The sequence below is a fragment of the Piscinibacter sp. genome (assembly GCF_047600445.1).
Classification (GTDB): domain Bacteria; phylum Pseudomonadota; class Gammaproteobacteria; order Burkholderiales; family Burkholderiaceae_C; genus Piscinibacter.
In genome coordinates this window covers 1,674,725-1,692,999 of sequence record NZ_JASGKT010000002.1, presented here as the reverse complement: position 1 = coordinate 1,692,999, position 18,275 = coordinate 1,674,725, and the positions used below count along the sequence as shown (strand labels likewise).

At 70.3% G+C, this 18,275-nt stretch carries 16 protein-coding genes; 12 read left to right on the top strand and 4 right to left on the bottom strand.

What is annotated here, in order from left to right; genetic code table 11:
- Positions 1-21: 21 nt before the first annotated feature.
- Both QM792_RS12105 and QM792_RS12100 read left to right on the top strand, forming a co-directional pair.
- On the top strand, positions 22-1,002 hold the full coding sequence (locus QM792_RS12105) for an MDR family oxidoreductase (RefSeq protein ID WP_415150297.1): 981 nt from the start codon (positions 22-24) through the stop codon (positions 1,000-1,002).
- Between the two features lie 71 nt (positions 1,003-1,073).
- Complete coding sequence (locus tag QM792_RS12100; RefSeq protein ID WP_415150295.1) at positions 1,074-2,972, top strand: propionate--CoA ligase; 1,899 nt, start codon at positions 1,074-1,076, stop codon at positions 2,970-2,972.
- 52 nt (positions 2,973-3,024) lie between these two features.
- Here QM792_RS12100 and QM792_RS12095 read toward each other — a convergent pair whose 3' ends face one another.
- From QM792_RS12095 to QM792_RS12085, 3 genes are all read right to left on the bottom strand, one after another.
- Positions 3,025-4,686 (bottom strand): PhoH family protein, encoded by a 1,662-nt coding sequence (locus QM792_RS12095; RefSeq protein ID WP_415150293.1) that lies wholly within the window; start codon positions 4,684-4,686, stop codon positions 3,025-3,027.
- A 129-nt stretch (positions 4,687-4,815) separates the two neighbouring features.
- The gene (locus tag QM792_RS12090) at positions 4,816-5,283 is read right to left on the bottom strand and encodes a peroxiredoxin (RefSeq protein WP_415150291.1); all 468 of its coding nucleotides are present in this window, start codon (positions 5,281-5,283) and stop codon (positions 4,816-4,818) included.
- Positions 5,284-5,367: 84 nt separating this feature from the next.
- On the bottom strand, positions 5,368-5,748 hold the full coding sequence (locus QM792_RS12085) for an Mth938-like domain-containing protein (RefSeq protein WP_415150290.1): 381 nt from the start codon (positions 5,746-5,748) through the stop codon (positions 5,368-5,370).
- A 48-nt stretch (positions 5,749-5,796) separates the two neighbouring features.
- Here QM792_RS12085 and QM792_RS12080 point away from each other — a divergent pair, with 48 nt between their 5' ends.
- From QM792_RS12080 to clpB, 7 genes are all read left to right on the top strand, one after another.
- Entirely contained in the window at positions 5,797-7,023 is a 1,227-nt protein-coding gene (locus tag QM792_RS12080) for a pyridoxal phosphate-dependent aminotransferase (protein WP_415150288.1), read from the top strand.
- Positions 7,020-8,333 carry a homoserine dehydrogenase gene (locus QM792_RS12075; protein ID WP_415150287.1) on the top strand — a complete coding sequence of 438 codons (1,314 nt, stop codon included), beginning with the start codon at positions 7,020-7,022 and terminating at the stop codon, positions 8,331-8,333. The genes QM792_RS12080 and QM792_RS12075 overlap by 4 nt, the downstream gene beginning before the upstream one ends.
- Positions 8,330-9,736, top strand: coding sequence for a threonine synthase (thrC, locus tag QM792_RS12070; protein WP_415150286.1), 1,407 nt, complete (start codon positions 8,330-8,332; stop codon positions 9,734-9,736). The genes QM792_RS12075 and thrC overlap by 4 nt, the downstream gene beginning before the upstream one ends.
- Entirely contained in the window at positions 9,729-10,961 is a 1,233-nt protein-coding gene (gene glp, locus QM792_RS12065; RefSeq protein WP_415150284.1) for a gephyrin-like molybdotransferase Glp, read from the top strand. Before thrC ends, glp begins: the two co-directional genes overlap by 8 nt.
- Positions 10,958-11,209, top strand: a complete 252-nt coding sequence (locus QM792_RS12060) for a MoaD/ThiS family protein (protein WP_415150283.1) — start codon at positions 10,958-10,960, stop codon at positions 11,207-11,209. Before glp ends, QM792_RS12060 begins: the two co-directional genes overlap by 4 nt.
- A 1-nt stretch (position 11,210) precedes the next feature.
- On the top strand, positions 11,211-11,693 hold the full coding sequence (locus QM792_RS12055; RefSeq protein ID WP_415150282.1) for a molybdenum cofactor biosynthesis protein MoaE: 483 nt from the start codon (positions 11,211-11,213) through the stop codon (positions 11,691-11,693).
- A gap of 80 nt (positions 11,694-11,773) precedes the next feature.
- Positions 11,774-14,362: an ATP-dependent chaperone ClpB gene (clpB, locus tag QM792_RS12050; RefSeq protein ID WP_415150280.1), complete on the top strand. Its 2,589-nt coding sequence runs from the start codon at positions 11,774-11,776 to the stop codon at positions 14,360-14,362.
- A 25-nt stretch (positions 14,363-14,387) separates the two neighbouring features.
- On the opposite strand, the gene QM792_RS12045 is transcribed toward clpB, so the two are convergent.
- Complete coding sequence (locus tag QM792_RS12045; RefSeq protein WP_415150278.1) at positions 14,388-15,659, bottom strand: hypothetical protein; 1,272 nt, start codon at positions 15,657-15,659, stop codon at positions 14,388-14,390.
- Positions 15,660-15,848: 189 nt separating this feature from the next.
- Here QM792_RS12045 and nadB point away from each other — a divergent pair, with 189 nt between their 5' ends.
- The 3 genes from nadB to priB all read left to right on the top strand — a co-directional run bounded on the left by nadB (position 15,849) and on the right by priB (position 18,239).
- A complete protein-coding gene (gene nadB / locus QM792_RS12040; protein WP_415150276.1) occupies positions 15,849-17,489 on the top strand; it encodes an L-aspartate oxidase in 1,641 nt (546 codons plus the stop codon).
- 109 nt (positions 17,490-17,598) lie between these two features.
- Positions 17,599-17,961, top strand: coding sequence for a 30S ribosomal protein S6 (rpsF, locus tag QM792_RS12035; protein WP_415150274.1), 363 nt, complete (start codon positions 17,599-17,601; stop codon positions 17,959-17,961).
- An 8-nt stretch (positions 17,962-17,969) separates the two neighbouring features.
- Positions 17,970-18,239: a primosomal replication protein N gene (gene priB / locus QM792_RS12030; protein WP_415150272.1), complete on the top strand. Its 270-nt coding sequence runs from the start codon at positions 17,970-17,972 to the stop codon at positions 18,237-18,239.
- Positions 18,240-18,275: the final 36 nt, after the last annotated feature.

Here is an 18,275-nt window from a genome sequence, read left to right as displayed (position 1 = left end):
CGCCATCCCCAAGGAGATCTCATGTTCAAGGCTTTGCTGCTGGAGAAGGACGAGGCCGGCTTTCGCGCCGGCATCCGCGAACTCGACGAGGTCGCGCTGCCCGCAGGCGACGTGCTGGTGGAGGTGGCGCACTCGACGCTCAACTACAAGGACGGCCTGGCGATCACCAACCGCAGCCCGGTGGTGCGCCAGTGGCCGATGGTGGCCGGCATCGACGGCGCCGGCCGCGTGCTGGAGAGCTCGCACCCGCAGTGGAAGGCCGGCGACGCCTTCGTCCTGAACGGCTGGGGCGTCGGTGAGACGCACTGGGGCTGTCTGGCGGGCAAGGCGCGCCTGAAGGGCGACTGGCTGGTGCCGCTGCCGGCCGCGTTCACGACGCGCCAGGCGATGGCCATAGGCACCGCCGGCTACACCGCGATGCTGTGCGTGATGGCGCTGGAGCGCCACGGCCTGAAGCCGGGCGAGGGCGAGGTGCTGGTCACCGGCGCCACCGGCGGCGTCGGCAGCGTGGCCACCACGCTGCTGGCCCGGCTCGGCCACCGCGTCGTCGCCGCCACCGGCAAGGCCGCCGAGGCCGACTACCTGAAGGCGCTGGGCGCCGCCGCGGTGATCGACCGCGCCGAACTGGCCGCGGCCGGCAAGCCGCTGCAGAAGGAGCGCTGGGCGGCGGTGGTCGACGCGGTGGGCAGCCACACGCTCGCCAACGCGCTGGCGCAGACGCGCTACGGCGGCGTCGTCGCCGCCTGCGGGCTGGCGCAGGGCGCCGAGCTGCCGGCCACGGTGATGCCCTTCATCCTGCGCGGCGTGACGCTGGCCGGCATCGACAGCGTCTACGCGCCGCAGCCGCTGCGCCGCGAGGCCTGGCAGCGCCTGGCGCGCGACCTCGACGCGAAGCAGCTCGAGGCGATCGCCGTCGAGGTGCCGCTGGCGCAGGCGGCCGAGCGCGCTGCCGAGCTGATGGCCGGCCGGCTGCGCGGCCGCGTCGTCGTCGCGATCGGCTGAGCGTCAGACGCTCGTAAGAGCCCGCGCTTGAAATCGCGCCGGCAGGCAACAACGACTCCAGGAGACACGCCATGACGAGCTATGCAGCGTTCCACCAGCGCTCGATCCAGGACCGCGACGGTTTTTGGGCCGAACAGGCCGAGCTGATCGACTGGCAGCAGCCGTTCGAGAAAGTCTGCGACTACGCGAACCCGCCGTTCGCCAAGTGGTTCGTCGGCGGCAAGACCAACCTGTGCCACAACGCCGTCGACCGGCACCTGAAGACGCGGCCCGACCAGAACGCGCTGATCTTCGTCTCCACCGAAACCGAGCAGGAGAAGGCCTACAGCTTCCGCGAACTGCACGCCGAGGTGCAGCGCATGGCCGCCATCCTGCGGGAACTGGGCGTCAAGCAGGGCGACCGCGTGCTGGTGTACATGCCGATGATCGCCGAGGCCGCCTTCACGATGCTGGCCTGCGCGCGCATCGGCGCGATCCATTCGGTGGTGTTCGGCGGCTTCGCCAGCGTGAGCCTGGCCAGCCGCATCGACGACGCCGAGCCGACGGTGATCGTCAGCGCCGACGCCGGCATGCGCTCGGGCAAGGTCGTGGCCTACAAGCCGCTGCTCGACGAGGCGATCAGCCTCGCGACGCACAAGCCCGCCAAGGTGCTGCTGGTCGACCGCGGCCTGAGCCCCATGGAGACGGTGGCCGGCCGCGACGTCGACTACGCGGCGCTGCGCGACAAGCACCTGAACACCGTCGTGCCCTGCGTCTGGGTCGACTCGACGCACCCGAGCTACACGCTCTACACCAGCGGCACCACCGGCAAGCCCAAGGGCGTGCAGCGCGACACCGGCGGCTACGCGGTGGCGCTGGCCGCGTCGATGAAGCACATCTTCTGCGGCAACGCCGGCGAGACCTACTTCTCCACCAGCGACATCGGCTGGGTGGTGGGCCACAGCTACATCATCTACGGCCCGCTGATCGCCGGCATGGCGACCATCATGTACGAGGGCCTGCCGACGCGCCCCGACGCCGGCATCTGGTGGAGCCTGGTCGAGAAGTACAAGGTCACCGTGATGTTCAGCGCGCCCACCGCGGTGCGCGTGCTGAAGAAGCAGGATCCGGCCTTCCTGACCAAGTACGACCTGTCCTCGCTGCGCGCGCTGTTCCTCGCCGGCGAGCCACTCGACGAGCCCACCGCCAAGTGGATCGCCGACAGCCTGGGCAAGCCGATCATCGACAACTACTGGCAGACCGAGACCGGCTGGCCGATCCTGACCATCGCCAACGGCGTCGAGAAGGCGCCCAGCAAGTTCGGCAGCCCGGGCGTGGCGATGTACGGCTACGACGTGCGCCTGATCGACGAGACCACCGGCGAGCAGGTCAGCGCGCCGAACCAGAAGGGCGTGGTGGCGATCGCCGGCCCGCTGCCGCCGGGCTGCATGCAGACGGTGTGGCGCGACGACGCGCGCTTCGTCAAGACCTACTGGCAGAGCATCCCGGGCCAGCAGCTCTACAGCACCTTCGACTGGGGCATCAAGGACGAGGACGGCTACTTCTTCATCCTCGGCCGCACCGACGACGTGATCAACGTGGCGGGCCACCGCCTCGGCACGCGCGAGATCGAGGAGAGCATCTCCAGCCACCCGGCCGTGGCCGAGGTGGCGGTGGTCGGCGTGGCCGACCAGCTCAAGGGCCAGGTGGCGATGGCCTTCGCGGTGCTGAAGGATCCGGCGCTCGCGCCCGACGCCGCCGCGCGCCTGAAGCTCGAAGGCGAGGTGATGAAGACGGTCGACGGCCAGCTCGGCGCGGTGGCGCGGCCGGCGCGCATCCACTTCGTGACGCTGCTGCCCAAGACGCGCTCCGGCAAGATGCTGCGCCGCGCGATCCAGGCGGTTTGCGAACAGCGCGACCCGGGCGACCTGACCACGATGGACGACCCGACCGCCTTGCAGCAGATCCGCGATCTGGTGGCGGTGAAGTAAAGAAGAAAAGGCCCCGCGAGGGGCCTTTTTGTTGATCCCGGCGATCCGGGTCTCAGAGCACCTCGGAAGCGAAGTCCGCCAGCCGGGATCGTTCGCCGCGCGCCAGCGTCACGTGGCCGCTGTGCGGCCAGCCCTTGAAGCGGTCCACCGCGTAGGTCAGGCCCGAGCTGCCTTCGGTCAGGTAGGGCGTGTCGATCTGCGCCAGGTTGCCCAGGCAGACGATCTTGGTGCCCGGGCCGGCGCGCGTGATCAGCGTCTTCATCTGCTTGGGCGTGAGGTTCTGCGCCTCGTCGATGATGACGAACTTGTTCAGGAAGGTGCGCCCGCGCATGAAGTTCAGGCTCTTGATCTTGATCTTGGCGCGCACCAGGTCGTTGGTGGCGGCGCGGCCCCACTCGCCGGCGCCGCCGTCGCTGCGCGCCAGCACCTCGAGGTTGTCGTCCAGCGCCCCCATCCACGGGCTCATCTTCTCCTCCTCGGTGCCGGGCAGGAAGCCGATGTCCTCGCCCACCGGCACTGTCACGCGCGTGACGATGATCTCGGTGTAGCGGCGGTCGTCCATCACCTGGCTGAGCCCGGCGGCCAGCGTCAGCAGCGTCTTGCCGGTGCCGGCGGTGCCGGTCAGCGTGATGAAGTCGCACTCCGGGTCCATCAGCAGGTTGAGCGCGAAGTTCTGCTCGCGGTTGCGCGCGGTCACGCCCCACACCGCGTTCTTGGCGTGGGTGTACTCGCGCAGCGTGCGCAGCACCGCGCTCTTGCCGGTGATCTCGTGCACCTTGGCGTACAGCGGCGCGGCGCCCGGCGCCTCCAGGTAGACGAACTGGTTGACCAGCAGCGCCGGCACCAGCGGCCCGCTGATGCGGTAGTAGGTGAAGCCGCCCTGCTGCCAGCTCTCCATCGTCTTGCCGTGGCGCTCCCAGAAGTCGGCGGGCAGCGGCAGCACGCCGGTGTAGAGCAGGTCGCCGTCGTCCAGCGTCTTGTCGTTGAAGTAGTCCTCCGCCGGCAGGCCGAGCGCACGCGCCTTGATGCGCATGTTGATGTCCTTGGACACCAGCACCACCTCACGGCCCGGCTGCTGCTTGCGCAGCGCCTGCACGACGCCGAGGATCTGGTTGTCGGCCTTGCCCTGCGGCAGCCCGGCGGGCAGGTGCACGTCGACCAGGTGGGTCTGGAAGAACAGCTTGCCGCCGGCTTCGCGGTGGCCGGTGGCGGCCAGCGGCAGGCCCTCGGACATGCCCGAGGCGTCGCGCTTGGGCATCGCGGCGGCCAGCGCGTCGAGGTCGCGGCTGACCTGGCGGGCGTTGCGCGCCACCTCGGTCATGCCCTTCTTGTGCCCGTCGAGCTCCTCGAGCGTGATCATCGGCAGGTAGATGTCGTGCTCTTCGAAGCGGAACAGCGAGGTCGGGTCGTGCATCAGCACGTTGGTGTCGAGCACGAACAGGCTGGCCGGGCCGCTGCCGCGCGGCGTGCGCGGCACGCGCTGCGGCGCCACCGGGCGCGCCGGCTTGGCCGCCGGGGCCGCGGCGGCCGGGCGCGCCACCACCGGGGTGGCCGTGGCGCTGCCGTCGAGCAGGTCCAGCACCGCCGGCGAGGCGGGTTCGGCGCTGTGGCGGCTCGGTGGGGTGCGTTTGCCCGGTTTGGGGGCGGCCTGCGATTCGAAGTCGGTATTGGAGAGGATGGCGGCGCGTTTGGCAGGCGGCTTGGGCAGTGGCATGGAGGCGTTCAGTGCGGACGGAAAACAAAAAAGCCGCACAGTCGGCTGTGCGGCTTTCGGCGGAAGCGGGTCTCGCGACTCACGTGCATGGATTGATCATACACAAGAGATCGCGGGCCGGAGGAGAGCTCACTTCAACGCCTTGACGGCCTTGAGCACCTCCTCGACGTGGCCGGCGACCTTCAGGCCGCGCCACTCGGCGCGCAGCACGCCGGCGCCGTCGATCAGGAAGGTCGAGCGCTCGATGCCCTTGACCTTCTTGCCGTACATGATCTTGTTCTTGACCACGCCGAACATGTGGCAGAGCTTCTCTTCGGTGTCGGCGATCAGCTCGAACGGCAGCTCGAGGTTCTGCTTGAACTTGTCGTGCGAGGCCATGTTGTCGCGCGACACGCCGAACACCACCGCGCCGGCCTTGACGAAGTCCTTGTGGTGGTCGCGGAACTGCATCGCCTCGGTGGTGCAGCCCGGCGTGTTGTCCTTCGGGTAGAAATACAGCACGACCGTCTTGCCGGCGAAGGCCGCCGGCGTGAACTTCACGCCTCCCGTGGCGAGCGCTTCAAAGTCCGGAAGGGGTTTGTTGAGGGCTGGCGTCATGGAGTTATGCTGATCTGTTGCGCCCGTCCGGGCGTAGCCATGCATTATAAGGCTCGTGCCCGAGCCGCCCGCGGCGCGGGGCTCTCATGCCCTGGTCTCGAAGAGCAGCGCCGCGACCACCGCGCGGCCCTCGGCCAGCAGCACGTTGTAGGTGCGGCAGGCGGCCGGCGTGTCCATCGCCTCGAAGCCGATGCGCCGCGCCATCAGTGCGCGCAGGACGGCCGGCGGCGGAAAGCGCAGCCGGCCGCCGCTGCCGAACAGCACCAACTCGGGCGCGAGCGCGATCACCGGCTCGAAGCTCTGCTCGCTGAGCGACTCGAAGCGCTGCACCGCCCAGGGCTGCACCGCGCCCTGCCACGGCACCAGCACGCTGTCGCGGTACGCGACGCCGGCGATGATCACGCCCTCGGGCGCGTGGCGGCTGATCGCGTTGGCTCCTTCGGGGCGGTCGGCATGCATCTTCATGGTTAAATTCTAGGTTTTGCGGCGCCGCAGCGCCCAGGAGACGCCCCCGTGAAGCCCATCGCCAAGTCGAGCAAGCTGGCCAATGTCTGCTACGACATCCGCGGACCCGTGCTCGAGAAGGCCCGGCAGATGGAGGAGGAGGGCCACAAGATCATCAAGCTGAACATCGGCAACCTCGCCGTGTTCGGCCTCGAGCCGCCCGACGAGATCGTGCAGGACATGATCCGCAACATGCCGCACAGCGCCGGCTACACCGACAGCAAGGGCCTGTTCGCGCCGCGCAAGGCGGTGGTGCACTACACGCAGGAGAAGGCGATCCCCGGCGTGACGGTGGACGACGTGTTCCTCGGCAACGGCGCCTCCGAGCTGATCACGATGAGCTTGAACGCGATGCTCAACAGCGGCGACGAGGTGCTGATCCCGGCGCCCGACTACCCGCTGTACACCGCCTCGGTGGCGCTGTCCGGCGGCACGCCGGTGCACTACCTGTGCGACGAGGCGAGCGAGTGGATGCCCGACATCGAGGACATCCGCCGCAAGGTGACGAGCCGCACCAAGGCCATCGTCGTCATCAACCCGAACAACCCGACCGGCGCGCTCTACCCGGTGGGCGTGCTGCGGCAGATCGTCGAGGTGGCGCGCGAGCACCAGCTCGTCATCCTGGCCGACGAGATCTACGACAAGACGCTGTTCGACGGCCACACGCACACCAGCATCGCCTCGCTGGCCGACGACGTGCTGTGCCTGACCTTCAACGGCCTGTCGAAGAACTACCGCTCCTGCGGCTACCGCGCCGGCTGGATGGTGGTGTCGGGCGAGAAGCGGCATGCGCGCGACTACATCGAGGGCCTGAACATGCTGGCCTCGATGCGGCTGTGCTCGAACACGCCGGGGCAGCTCGCGATCCAGACCGCGCTGGGCGGCTACCAGAGCATCAAGGACCTGGTGGCGCCCGGCGGCCGGCTCTGCAAGCAGCGCGACCTCGCCTACGAGCTGCTGACGCAGATCCCGGGCGTCAGCGTCGTCAAGCCGAAGGCGGCGCTGTACATGTTCCCGCGCCTGGACCCCAAGCTCTACCCGATCGAGGACGACCAGCAGTTCGCCTACGAACTGCTCGCCGAGGAGAAGGTGCTGATCGTGCAGGGCACCGGCTTCAACTGGCCGACACCGGACCACTTCCGCCTCGTCTTCCTGCCCAGCGTCGACGACCTCGCCGACGCGATCGGCCGCATCGCGCGCTTCCTCGAGCACTACCGCAAGAGACATTCCGTATGAAACCGATCCGCATCGCCGTGCTCGGCGCCGGCGTCGTCGCCGGCGGCGTCGTCCACGTGCTGCAGCGCAACCAGGCCGAGATCCAGCGCCGCGCCGGCCGCGCGCTGCAGGTGGTGGCCGTGGCGGCGCGCAACCCGGCCAAGGCCAAGGCCGCGCTGGGCGGCGTCGACGTGCCCGTCGTGCAGGACTTCGAGGCGCTGGCGCGGCGCGACGACGTCGACATCGTCTGCGAGCTGATCGGCGGCACCGAGCTGGCGCGTTCGCTGGTGCTTGCCGCGATCGACGCCGGCAAGCACGTGGTCACCGCCAACAAGGCGCTGCTGGCGGTGCACGGCAGCGAGATCTTCGCCGCCGCGCGCGAGAAGGGCGTGGTGGTGGCCTTCGAGGCCGCGGTGGCCGGCGGCATCCCGATCATCAAGGCGCTGCGCGAAGGCCTGAGCGCCAACCGCATCGAGTGGGTGGCCGGCATCATCAACGGCACGACCAACTTCATCCTCTCGGAGATGCGCTCCAAGGGGCTGGACTTCGACACCGCGCTGAAGGATGCGCAGCGCCTGGGCTACGCCGAGGCCGACCCGACCTTCGACATCGAGGGCGTCGACGCCGCGCACAAGGCGACCCTGGTCAGCGCGATCGCGTTCGGCACGCCGGTGCGGTTCGACAAGGCCTACGTCGAAGGCATCACGAAGCTGCAGGCGGCCGACATCCGCTACGCCGAGCAGCTCGGCTATCGCATCAAGCTCTTGGGCATCACGAAACGCAGAGAGCAGGGCATCGAACTTCGTGTGCACCCGACGCTGATCCCGGCCACGCGGCTGATCGCCAACGTCGAGGGCGCGATGAACGCCGTGGTGGTGCATGGCGACGCGGTCGGCACCACGCTGTACTACGGCAAGGGCGCCGGCGCCGAGCCGACCGCCTCGGCGGTGATCGCCGACCTGGTGGACATCACGCGCCTGCACACGGCCGACCCCGGCCACCGTGTGCCGTCACTGGCCTTCCAGCCCGGCGCGATGCGGGACACGCCCATCCTGGCGATGTCGGCGGTGGTGACCTCGTTCTACCTGCGCCTGGTGGTGGCCGACAAGGCCGGCGTGCTGGCGCGCATCACGGGCATCCTGGCCGAGCACGGCATCTCGATCGACGCGGTGCTGCAGCGCGAATCGGATGAAGGCGAGGCGCAGACCGACCTGATCATCCTGACGCACGACACGCTCGAAGGCGAGATGGACAAGGCGCTGGCGCAGATGCAGGCGCTGCCGACCGTGCTCGCGCCCATCGTGCGCATCCGCAAGGAAGAACTGAAGTGAAATACCTCAGCACGCGCGGCGACGCGACCCCGCGCGGCTTCTCCGAGATCCTGCTCGAAGGCCTGGCGCCCAACGGCGGGCTGTACCTGCCGACGCACTACCCGAAGGTCGATGCGGCCACGCTGGCGCGCTGGCGCGGCCTCACGTATGCCGAGCTGGCCTTCGAAATCCTCTCGCTCTATATCGACGACATCCCGCACGCCGACCTGAAGCGGCTCGTGTCGCAGACCTACACCGAGCAGGTGTTCGGCACGCGCGAGATCGTGCCGCTGAAGAAGCTCGAAGACGGCCTGTACCTCGAAGCGCTGTCCAACGGCCCGACGCTCGCCTTCAAGGACATGGCGATGCAACTGCTGGGCGCGCTGTTCGAGTACGAACTGGCGCGGCGCGGGCAGACGCTGAACATCCTCGGCGCCACCTCGGGCGACACCGGCAGCGCGGCCGAGTACGCGATGCGCGGCAAGAAGGGCGTCAGGGTCTTCATGCTCAGCCCGCACGGCCGCATGAGCCCGTTCCAGCAGGCGCAGATGTTCAGCCTGCAGGACGCCAACATCCACAACATCGCCATCGAGGGCGTGTTCGACGACTGCCAGGACATCGTCAAGGCCGTGTCGAACGACCTCGACTTCAAGCGCCGCTGGAAGATCGGCACCGTCAACTCGATCAACTGGGCGCGCCTGCTGGCGCAGGTGGTGTACTACTTCGCCGGGTACTTCCAGGCGACCCAAGGCAACGACGAGCGCGTCAGTTTCGCGGTGCCCTCGGGCAACTTCGGCAACATCTGCGCCGGCCACGTGGCGCGCATGATGGGCCTGCCCATCCACCGCCTGGTGCTGGCCACCAACGAGAACAACGTGCTCGACGAGTTCTTCCGCACCGGCACCTACCGCGTGCGCGGCAGCGCCGAGACGCACGAGACCTCCAGCCCGTCGATGGACATCAGCAAGGCCTCGAACTTCGAGCGCTTCGTGTTCGACCTGCTGGGGCGCGACGCGGCTCGCGTCAAGGCGCTGTTCGGCGACGAGATCGCCCGCCGCGGCGCCTTCACGCTGACGCCCGAGGAGTTCGAGCGCATCGCCGGCTACGGCTTCGTCTCGGGCAGCAGCACGCACGCCGACCGGTTGGCCACCATCCGCGACACCGCGCAGCGCTGCGGCACGGTGATCGACACGCACACCGCCGACGGCCTGAAGGTGGCGCGCGAGCACCGCGACGCCGGCGTCGCGATGATCGTGCTCGAAACCGCGCTGCCGGCGAAGTTCTCGGCCACCATCGTCGAGGCGCTGGGCCGCGAGCCGCAGCGCCCCGCCGCGCTGGAGGGCATCGAAAAACTGCCCAAGCGCTTCGAGGTGATGCGCGTCGACGCGCAGGCGGTCAAGGACTACATTGCCCGGCATGGCTGAACCGGCACGCGCACCGCTGATGACGCTGGACGAGGCGCTGGCGCGGCTGCTCGCCGCGGTGCAGCCGCTAGGCGAGGTCGAAGAAGTGTCCACCTTCGACGCGCGCGGCCGCGTGCTGGCCGAAGGCGTGCGCGCCGCGCTCGACGTGCCGCCGCAGGACAACAGCGCGATGGACGGCTACGCGCTGCGCGCCGCCGACGTGCCGGCCGCCGGCACCGTGCTGCCGGTGAGCCAGCGCATCCCGGCCGGGCAGGTGGGCCGGCCGCTCGCGCCCGGCAGCGCGGCGCGCATCTTCACCGGCGCGCAGATCCCGCCCGGCGCCGACGCGGTGGTGATGCAGGAACAATGCACCGCGCAGGGCGACGCGGTGCGCATCGACGTGGTGCCGGAACCCGGCCAGTCCATCCGCCGCCGCGGCGAAGACGTGACGAACGGCGCCGAGGTGCTGTCGCGCGGCACGCTGCTGACGCCGCAGGCGCTCGGCATGGCGGCCTCGGTCGGCGCCGCTTCGCTGGTGGTGGCGCGCCGCCCGCGCGTCGCGTTGTTCTCCACCGGCGACGAGCTGGCGATGCCGGGCGAGCCGCTCAAGCCCGGCGCGATCTACAACTCCAACCGCTACGCGCTGCGCGCGCTGATCGAGGCGCTGGGCGGCGAATGCCACGACCTCGGCATCGTGCCCGACCGGCTCGACGCGACGCGCGAGGCGCTGCGCCGCGCCGCGCAGGCGAGCGACCTGATCGTCACCTCGGGCGGCGTCTCGGTCGGCGAGGAAGACCACCTGCGCCCGGCCGTGCAGGCCGAGGGCCGGCTCGACCTGTGGCAGATCGCGATCAAGCCGGGCAAGCCGCTGGCCTTCGGCGAGGTGCGCCGCGCCGACGGCGGCTCGGCCTGGTTCATCGGCCTGCCGGGCAACCCGGTGTCGAGCTTCGTCACCTTCCTGCTCGCGGTGCGGCCGGTGCTGCGCGCGCTGCAAGGCGCGCCCGCCGCGATGCCGGTGCCGCTGCGGCTGCACGCCGATTTCGACTGGCCGCGGCCCGACAAGCGCCGCGAGTTCCTGCGCGTGCGGCGCAACGCGGCCGGCGGGCTGGAACTGTTCCCCAACCAGGGCTCGGGTGTGCTGACCTCGCTGGTGTGGGGCGAGGGCCTGGTCGACAACCCGGGCGGGCACGCGATCGCGCGCGGCGACACGGTCGCTTTCCTGCCCTTCGCGGAACTGCTGTCGTGAAGATCCGCGTGCGCTACTTCGCCTCGCTGCGCGAGGCGCTCGGCGCGGGCGAGACGCTCGACCTGCCGGAAGGCGCCACCGTGGCCGGCGCGCGCGACGCGCTGATCGGCCGCGATGCCGCGCACGCGGCGGCGCTGGCGCGCGGCCGTGCGCTGCGCTGCGCGCTGGACCAGGTGCTGTGCGACGAATCCGCCGCGCTCGCCGACGGCGCCGAGCTGGCGTTCTTCCCGCCCGTCACCGGAGGCTGAAGTGGCCGCGCCGCGCGTCTCGATCCAGCGCGAGGACTTCGACCTCGGCGCCGAAGTCGCCGCGCTGCGCGCCGCCGACGCCGGCGTCGGCGCGGTGGTGAGCTTCGTCGGCACGGTGCGCGACCGCGGCGAGGCGCGGGCCGGCATCAGCGCGCTCGAGCTGGAGCACTACCCCGGCATGACCGAGAAGGCCATCGAGGCGATGGTCGACGCGGCCTTCGCGCGCTTCCCGATCCGCGCCGCGCGTGTCGTGCACCGCGTCGGCGTGCTGGCGCCGCTCGACCAGATCGTGCTGGTGGCCGTCAGCTCGGCGCACCGGGGCGCGGCCTTCCAGGCTTGCGAGTTCCTGATGGACTACCTGAAGACCCAGGCGCCGTTCTGGAAGAAGGAAACCACGCCCGAGGGCGCGCGCTGGGTCGATGCGCGCGTGGATGACGACGCCGCGCTGGCGCGCTGGGGCATCCACGCGCCGAATGCCGGCTGAGCGGCGCGCGCTGAACACCGCGCGTCCGACTTGAAATCGGGGCCGGGCCGCCCCAGATCGTCGTCATCGGAGGAATTTCCATGCGACAGGACAAGCTCACCAGCCAGTTCCAGCAGGCGCTCGCCGAGGCCCAGAGCCTCGCGGTGACGAACGACAACCCCTACATCGAGCCGGTGCACGTGCTCGCCGCGATGCTCGCGCAGGACGACGGCCCGCGCGCGCTGCTCGAACGCGCCGGCGTGCGCACCAGCGCCTTGCAGACCGCGGCGCAGACGGCGCTCGGCGCTCTGCCGCAGGTGCAGGGCGGCGAGCCGGTGGGCGCGGGGCGCGACCTCGTCTCGCTGCTGCAGGCGGCCGAGCGCGAGGCCTCCAAGCGCGGCGACCAGTACGTGGCCAGCGAGATGTTCCTGCTGGCGCTGGCCGACGCCAAGACCGACCTCGCCGGCGTGGCGCGCGGCCACGGCCTGACGCGCAAGGCGCTGGAGGCGGCCATCGAGGCGGTGCGCGGCGGCCAGAAGGTCGATTCGCCCGAGGCCGAGGGCCAGCGCGAGGCGCTGAAGAAGTACACGCTCGACCTGACCGAGCGCGCCCGCCTGGGCAAGCTCGACCCGGTGATCGGCCGCGACGACGAGATCCGCCGCGCCATCCAGGTGCTGCAACGCCGCACCAAGAACAACCCGGTGCTGATCGGCGAGCCGGGCGTCGGCAAGACGGCCATCGTCGAGGGCCTGGCGCAGCGCATCGTCGCCGGCGAGGTGCCCGATTCGCTGAAGGGCAAGCGCGTGCTGGTGCTCGACATGGCGCTGCTGCTGGCCGGCGCCAAGTACCGCGGCGAGTTCGAGGAGCGCCTGAAGAACGTGCTGAAGGAGCTGGCGCAGGACGCCGGCCAGACCATCGTCTTCATCGACGAGCTGCACACCATGGTCGGCGCCGGCAAGGCCGAGGGCGCGATGGACGCCGGCAACATGCTCAAGCCCGCGCTGGCGCGCGGCGAACTGCACTGCGTGGGCGCCACGACGCTGGACGAATACCGCAAGTACATCGAGAAGGACGCCGCGCTGGAGCGCCGCTTCCAGAAGATCCTCGTCGGCGAGCCGAGCGTGGAGGCGACCATCGCGATCCTGCGCGGCCTGCAGGAGAAGTACGAGGTGCACCACGGCGTGGAGATCACCGACCCGGCGATCGTCGCCGCGGCCGAGCTGAGCCACCGCTACATCACCGACCGCTTCCTGCCCGACAAGGCGATCGACCTGATCGACGAGGCGGCCAGCAAGATCAAGATCGAGATCGACTCCAAGCCCGAGGCGATGGACAAGCTCGACCGCCGGCTGATCCAGTTGAAGATCGAGCGCGAGGCGGTGCGCAAGGAGAAGGACGAAGGCTCGCAGAAGCGCTTCGAGCTGATCGCCGAGGAAATCGCCAAGCTCGAGCGCGAGTACGCCGACCTGGACGAGATCTGGAAGGCCGAGAAGGCCTCGGCCCAGGGCACCGATCAGGTGCGAAAGGAGATCGACCAGATCCGCTTCCAGATCGAGGAGTTCACCCGCAAGGGCGAACTCAACAAGGTGGCCGAGCTGCAGTACGGCAAGCTGCCCGAGCTGGAGAAGAAGCTCAAGGACGCGCAGGCCAAGGAGGCGGGCAAGAAGGGCGGCGGCCGGCCGCAGTTGCTGCGCACCACGGTCGGCGCCGAGGAGATCGCCGAGGTGGTGGCGCGCGCCACCGGCATCCCGGTGTCCAAGCTGATGCAGGGCGAGCGCGAGAAGCTGCTGCGCATGGAAGACAAGCTGCACGAGCGCGTGGTCGGCCAGGACGAGGCGATCGTCGCGGTGGCCAACGCGATCCGCCGCTCGCGCTCGGGCCTGTCGGACCCGAACCGGCCGACCGGCTCGTTCCTCTTCCTCGGCCCCACCGGCGTCGGCAAGACCGAGCTGTGCAAGGCGCTGGCGGCCTTCCTGTTCGACAGCGAGGAGCACCTGATCCGCCTGGACATGAGCGAGTTCATGGAGAAGCACTCGGTGGCGCGGCTGATCGGCGCGCCGCCGGGCTACGTCGGCTACGACGAGGGCGGCTACCTGACCGAGGCGGTGCGGCGCAAGCCGTACAGCGTGCTGCTGCTCGACGAGGTCGAGAAGGCGCACCCCGACGTGTTCAACGTGCTGCTGCAGGTGCTCGACGACGGCCGCCTGACCGACGGCCAGGGCCGCACGGTGGACTTCAAGAACACCGTGATCGTGATGACCAGCAACCTCGGCTCGCACCTGATCATGCAGATGGCCGGCGAGCCCAGCGAGCAGATCCGCGACGCGGTGTGGGGCGAGGTCAAGCAGCACTTCCGGCCCGAGTTCCTCAACCGCATCGACGAGACCGTGGTGTTCCACGCGCTCGACGCGAAGAACATCGAGGCGATCGCGAAGATCCAGCTCGGCGTGCTCGAATCGCGCCTGGAGAAGATGGACATGAAGCTCGACGTGTCGGCGGCGGCGCTGGCGGAGATCGCCAAGGTCGGCTTCGACCCGGTGTTCGGCGCGCGGCCGCTGAAGCGCGCGATCCAGCAGCGCATCGAGAACCCGGTGGCTCGGCTGATCCTCGAAGGCCGCTTCGGGCCGAAGGACGTGATCCCGGTCGAGGTGCAGGGCGGCGAGTTCCGCTTCGAGCGCGTCGTGCACTGACGGCACGACGCGGCGAGCCGGCCGCTCAGGCGGCCGGCTCGTCGAAGATCGCGTCCATGCGCTGCACCTGCAGCCGCGCCAGCGTCAGGTTGGCGTGTGTCTTGTCGAGCACGGCGTGCAGCCCCAGGCCGGGATGCCGGGGCACCGCGCGCAGCAGCAGGTGGTGCGCGCCCAGCGTGATCGCGGCGTCCGGGATCGCGTGGCCCAGGCCCATCGCGCGGCAGGTGCCGGCGATGGTGGCGAGCAGCTCGGTGCCGTGGTTGGCCAATTCCTCGGCGCCCGGGCTGGCGCCGGCGTGCGCCAGCGGCTTGCCGCTGGACAGCTCGAACACGCAGCAGCTCACCATGCCGGTCAGCTCGGCGAGCTGGTGCACGTAGCGCTCCAGGATGCCGGCCGCCGCGGCCGGGCCCGGCGCGCTGGACGGCACCGCCGGCATCGGCCGCATCGCCAGCGGCGGCTGTGTGGGGGCGGGCGCCGGTGCAGGCGTTGGTGCCGGTGCAGGCGCAGGAGCGCTCGTGCGCAGCGGCGCGGCCGCGCCGCGCGCCGGCAGCAGTTCGCGGATGCGCGCCCAGGTGCCGTTGATGAAGCCCCAGGCGTCGGCCGGGCGCGTCACCTGCGGCGTGGTGCGCACGTCGACCATCGTGCCGCGGCCGATCTCGGCGGCCAGGTTCGCGACCGCGCTCGCGCCGCTCAGCGGCAGCACCAGCACGTGGCGGTTGCGCCAGTGCATGGCGCCGCCCAGGACGCCCTCGCGCAGCGGTTTGAAGGCGCTTTCGAGCGCATGCGCGGGCAGCTCGCCGACCATGATCACCGCCAGCCGGCTGTTGCCCAGCAGCGTGCGCGCCAGCTCGTGGCGCGAGGCGGTGTCGGCGTCGGCCTCGGTGGAGTACATCAGCAGCCTGGAGCCGTCGGAGGTGGGCAGCTCGACGTATTCGAGCGAGGCCAGCGTGGTGCCGTAGCCCTGGCGGCGGATGTGCAGCTTCTGCACCGCGCGCTTGCTCGCCGCGGCGATGCCGGCCAGCAGCCGGCGCGACGAGTTGGTGCCGATGTCGTGCACCGCGATGAAATCGGGGTCGAGGTGGTCGATCTGCTGCTGCAGCGCCTCGGCCGGCGCGCAGGAGACGAACAGCTCGCGCTCGTCGTTGCCGACCAGGCGGCCGATGTCCTTGCCCTGCGCGTCGGCGTCGTCCTCGGGCCGGCGCATCACCTGCGTGGCCAGCATGGTCTGCACGAGCGTGGCCTGCCAGGCTTCCGGCGTGTCGGGCGCGCCGCCGGGAGGCGCGGGGCTGGAGCTCATGGTGTGGTCCTCGTCGAGGGGCTGCGGGGAGAGTGTAGGCGTGCCGCCGGCGCCGCGCCCCCGGGGCGGCCGGGTCGGGTCGGCGCGCGTGATGTTGTCACGCCGCCGTCGCGGCCGGCCATCCCCAGTGTCGAAGGCGCCGCGCGCGCCCGGTCGATAGAATGCAGCCCCCTCTTGCCGTGCCCCGCCATGAAACCTGCCGAACGCGCCGCTGCCGCCGATCCCGTCGTCATCGTGGGCGCGGGCCTGGCCGGCCTGACCGTGGCGCTGCATCTGGCCCGGACGCAGCCGGTGGTCGTGCTGGCCAAGCGCGAGCTGACCGAAGGCGCCACCGCCTGGGCGCAGGGCGGCATCGTCGGCGTGCTGGGCAGCGACGACAGCATCGAGTCGCACGTGCGCGACACGCAGGAGGCGGGCGCCGGGCTGGTCGAGGAGCACATCGCGCGCTTCATCGCGCAGCACAGCGCCGAGGCGGTGCAGTGGCTGGTCGATCGCGGCGTGCCGTTCTCGCCCGACCCGCAAGGCCCGCTCGGCCTGCACCTGACGCGCGAGGGCGGCCACGCGGTGCGCCGCATCGCCCACGCGGCCGACGCCACCGGCAAGGCCATCCACGACGTGCTGCTCGACGAGGCGCGCGCGCACCCCAACATCACGCTGCGCGAGCGCTGGATGGCGCTCGACCTGGTCACCAGCCGGCACCTGAAGCGCGACGAGCAGCCGCGCTGCTACGGCCTGTACGTGCTGGACATCGAACGCCAGCGCGTCGAGACGCTGGCCGCGCGCGCCGTGGTGCTGGCCACCGGCGGCGCCGGCAAGGTGTACCGCTACACCACCAACCCCGACACCTCCACCGGCGACGGCATCGCGATGGCCTGGCGCGCCGGCTGCCGCGTCGGCAACATGGAGTTCATCCAGTTCCACCCGACCTGCCTGTACCACCCGCAGGAGCGCAGCTTCCTGATCACCGAGGCGCTGCGCGGCGAGGGCGGCCAGTTGAAGCTGCCCGACGGAACCCGCTTCATGCCGGCGCACGACGAGCGCGGCGAGCTGGCGCCGCGCGACATCGTCGCGCGCGCGATCGACTTCGAGATGAAGAAGCACGGCCTGGACAACGTGCTGCTCGACGCCACGCACCTGGGCGAGGACTTCCTCAAGTCGCACTTCCCGACCATCCACGCGCGCTGCCTGTCGCTGGGCATCGACATCGCGCGCCAGCCGATCCCGGTGGTGCCGGCGGCGCACTACACCTGCGGCGGCGTGGTCACCGACCTGCACGGCCGCAGCGACCTGCCCGGGCTGTACGCCGTCGGCGAGACCACCTACACCGGTCTGCACGGCGCCAACCGGCTGGCCAGCAACTCGCTGCTCGAATGCGTGGTGCTGGGGCGCGGCTGCGCCGACGACATCCTCGGCCAGCCGCGGCACGAGCGGCCGGCGCTGCCGGCCTGGGACGAGAGCCAGGTCGAGAACGCCGACGAGCAGGTCGTCATCGCCCACAACTGGGACGAGCTGCGCCTGCTGATGTGGAACTACGTCGGCATCGTGCGCACCACCAAGCGGCTGGAACGCGCGCTGCACCGCATCAAGCTGCTCAAGAGCGAGATCGACGACTACTACGCCAACTTCCGCGTCAACCGCGACCTGCTCGAGCTGCGCAACCTGGTCGACTGCGCCGAGCTGATCGTGCGCTCGGCGCTGATGCGCCACGAGAGCCGCGGCCTGCACTACAGCCGCGACTTCCCGAACGCGCTGCCGGTCAGCTTCCCGACCGTGCTGGTGCGCCGCGCCCGCAGCGGCGCCCGGCCCAAGGTGTACGGGCTCAGCGGCTGAGGTATACTCGCGGGCTTTCCCTTGCCACACCCGGGACCGACGCTTCGGGGTGGCTTCCAGCAACGGCGTGGCGGCTTCGCCGCCAGCCTGGAAACCTCGAGGAGTATCGATGCGTCACTACGAGATCGTTCTGCTGATCCATCCGGATCAGAGCGAACAGGTTCCGGCCATGCTGGAACGCTACAAGGGCATCGTCACCGCCGCCGGCGGCAAGGTGCACCGTGTCGAGGACTGGGGCCGCCGCCAGCTCGCCTACCTGATCCAGAAGCTCGCCAAGGCGCACTACCTGTGCCTGAACATCGAGTGCAGCAAGGAGACGCTGGCCGAGCTCGAGACGGGCTTCCGCTTCAACGACGCCGTGCTGCGTCACCTGACCGTGGTGAAGGCCCAGGCCGAGACCACGCCGTCGGTGATGATGAAGGCCGTCGAGAAGGAAGAGTCGCGCAAGACCGCCCAGGAGTCGGCCGCCTGAACAGGCTGATGCTGTCGGCCACGCTGGTCGAACGCGCCGCGCTTCGCTACACCCCCGCCGGACTGCCGGCCCTGGATTTTTCGCTTCGGCACGAATCGCAGGTCACGCAGGACGGGCAGCCCAGGAAGGTCTCGGTGGAACTCCGGGCCCGGGCGATCGGGCAGATCGTGCAGCAGGTCAGTGCGCTCGAACTCGGCAGCGAGCACGGCTTCGCCGGCTTCGTCGCCGCCCAGCGCAACGGCCGCGGCGTCGTCTTCCACGTGACCGAACTCGACTGACAGACACACGTTCCATCCGGATAGATCAGAAAGAGG

What these genes read in the sequence shown, in the direction of transcription:
- QM792_RS12100 (WP_415150295.1), top strand. Translation starts at nt 1,074, where the DNA reads ATGACGAGCTATGCAGCGTTCCACCAGCGCTCGATCCAGGACCGCGAC.
- QM792_RS12090 (WP_415150291.1), bottom strand. Translation starts at nt 5,283, where the DNA reads ATGACGCCAGCCCTCAACAAACCCCTTCCGGACTTTGAAGCGCTCGCC.
- QM792_RS12045 (WP_415150278.1), bottom strand. Translation starts at nt 15,659, where the DNA reads ATGAGCTCCAGCCCCGCGCCTCCCGGCGGCGCGCCCGACACGCCGGAA.
- glp (WP_415150284.1), top strand. Translation starts at nt 9,729, where the DNA reads ATGGCTGAACCGGCACGCGCACCGCTGATGACGCTGGACGAGGCGCTG.
- priB (WP_415150272.1), top strand. Translation starts at nt 17,970, where the DNA reads ATGCTGTCGGCCACGCTGGTCGAACGCGCCGCGCTTCGCTACACCCCC.
- QM792_RS12095 (WP_415150293.1), bottom strand. Translation starts at nt 4,686, where the DNA reads ATGCCACTGCCCAAGCCGCCTGCCAAACGCGCCGCCATCCTCTCCAAT.
- nadB (WP_415150276.1), top strand. Translation starts at nt 15,849, where the DNA reads ATGAAACCTGCCGAACGCGCCGCTGCCGCCGATCCCGTCGTCATCGTG.
- QM792_RS12105 (WP_415150297.1), top strand. Translation starts at nt 22, where the DNA reads ATGTTCAAGGCTTTGCTGCTGGAGAAGGACGAGGCCGGCTTTCGCGCC.
- QM792_RS12085 (WP_415150290.1), bottom strand. Translation starts at nt 5,748, where the DNA reads ATGAAGATGCATGCCGACCGCCCCGAAGGAGCCAACGCGATCAGCCGC.
- clpB (WP_415150280.1), top strand. Translation starts at nt 11,774, where the DNA reads ATGCGACAGGACAAGCTCACCAGCCAGTTCCAGCAGGCGCTCGCCGAG.
- QM792_RS12075 (WP_415150287.1), top strand. Translation starts at nt 7,020, where the DNA reads ATGAAACCGATCCGCATCGCCGTGCTCGGCGCCGGCGTCGTCGCCGGC.
- rpsF (WP_415150274.1), top strand. Translation starts at nt 17,599, where the DNA reads ATGCGTCACTACGAGATCGTTCTGCTGATCCATCCGGATCAGAGCGAA.